Origin of the sequence: Robertmurraya korlensis NBRC 107688 (assembly GCF_001591645.1) — a bacterium.
Taxonomy (GTDB): Bacteria; Bacillota; Bacilli; order Bacillales; family Cytobacillaceae; genus Robertmurraya_A.
Genome location: NZ_BCVH01000058.1, coordinates 1 through 1,058, shown reverse-complemented (window position 1 = coordinate 1,058; position 1,058 = coordinate 1). Strand labels below are relative to the sequence as shown.

The following is a 1,058-nucleotide window of genomic DNA, read 5'->3' as shown; positions in this document are numbered from 1 at the left end:
AAAAAAACGATGTGAAAGACGCTAAAGTCATTGCACAGCTGGTCAAGGACGGGAGATATGCTGAACCAACGATTCCACAAGGTGTTTATGCAGAACTCCGTGTGGCGAAAAAAATACGTGATCTCTTAACTGACGACCTTCAAACGGTACAAGGTCAGATTCACAACTGGCTAGATCGCTATTTTCCTGAGTTTTTAACAGTCTTTAAGAGTTGGGAAGGGAAAGCAGCCTTGCAATTTTTAAGGCTAGGAGCCATACCACATGAACTAATTCATTTCACGGATCAGTACTTATTGGATCATTTAAGAAAAGCTGTTAGTCGAAGTGTAGGACTAAACAAAATACTAGAGTTAAAACAAGCAGCTAGAGAGTCCATCGGACTGTGCCAAGGTTCTAATATGGCCAAATTAGAACTAGCGACTCTGCTTGATAAATATGACTTGATACAAGAGAAGTTGGTAGAACTTGATAATAAAATTGATAACCTAATTGAACATATCCCTGGCGTTCAACAAATGTTAGCTATTAAGGGAGTAGGGAGAGATACGGTTGCCGGCTTCTTTGCGGAAGTTGGAAATCTCCAAGACTATAATCACCCTAGACAAATCATAAAGTTAGCTGGATTGAGCTTGAAGGAGAACACCTCTGGCAAGCATAAAGGGCAAACAAAAATCACAAAACGAGGTAGGAAAAAGCTGAGGGCTCTCCTCTTCAGGGTTTGTATGATAATGTTCGCGAAGAATTCGGCCTTTAAAGCGCTGCACTCCTATTACACGCAGCGCCCTGATAATCCACTAAAGAAAATGCAGTCTCTGATAGCCCTGTGCAATAAGTTAATACGTATATTCTTTGCCATTGGTAAGAAACAATTTGAGTTTAGCGAAGAGAGAATGTTACAGGATATCCCTCATATGAAAGCAAACATAGAAGTTGAAAAAGCCGTATAATTCAGTAGGAATAGTAGAGTAGAAAAGAGTTTTAGGTGGTATAAGTCTCGTACATTTGAAGCACGGATTAGTCAGCAAAGCAACTAAACTTCGGGCAAGGACCCTGTGGAG

1 protein-coding gene is annotated in these 1,058 nt (G+C 40.5%); it reads left to right on the top strand.

Annotated elements, in window-relative coordinates; genetic code table 11:
- On the top strand, positions 1–947 hold a 947-nt coding region (locus BKO01S_RS23595), incomplete at its 5' end, for an IS110 family RNA-guided transposase (RefSeq protein WP_066060224.1).
- Between the last annotated feature and the right edge of the window lie 111 nt (positions 948–1,058).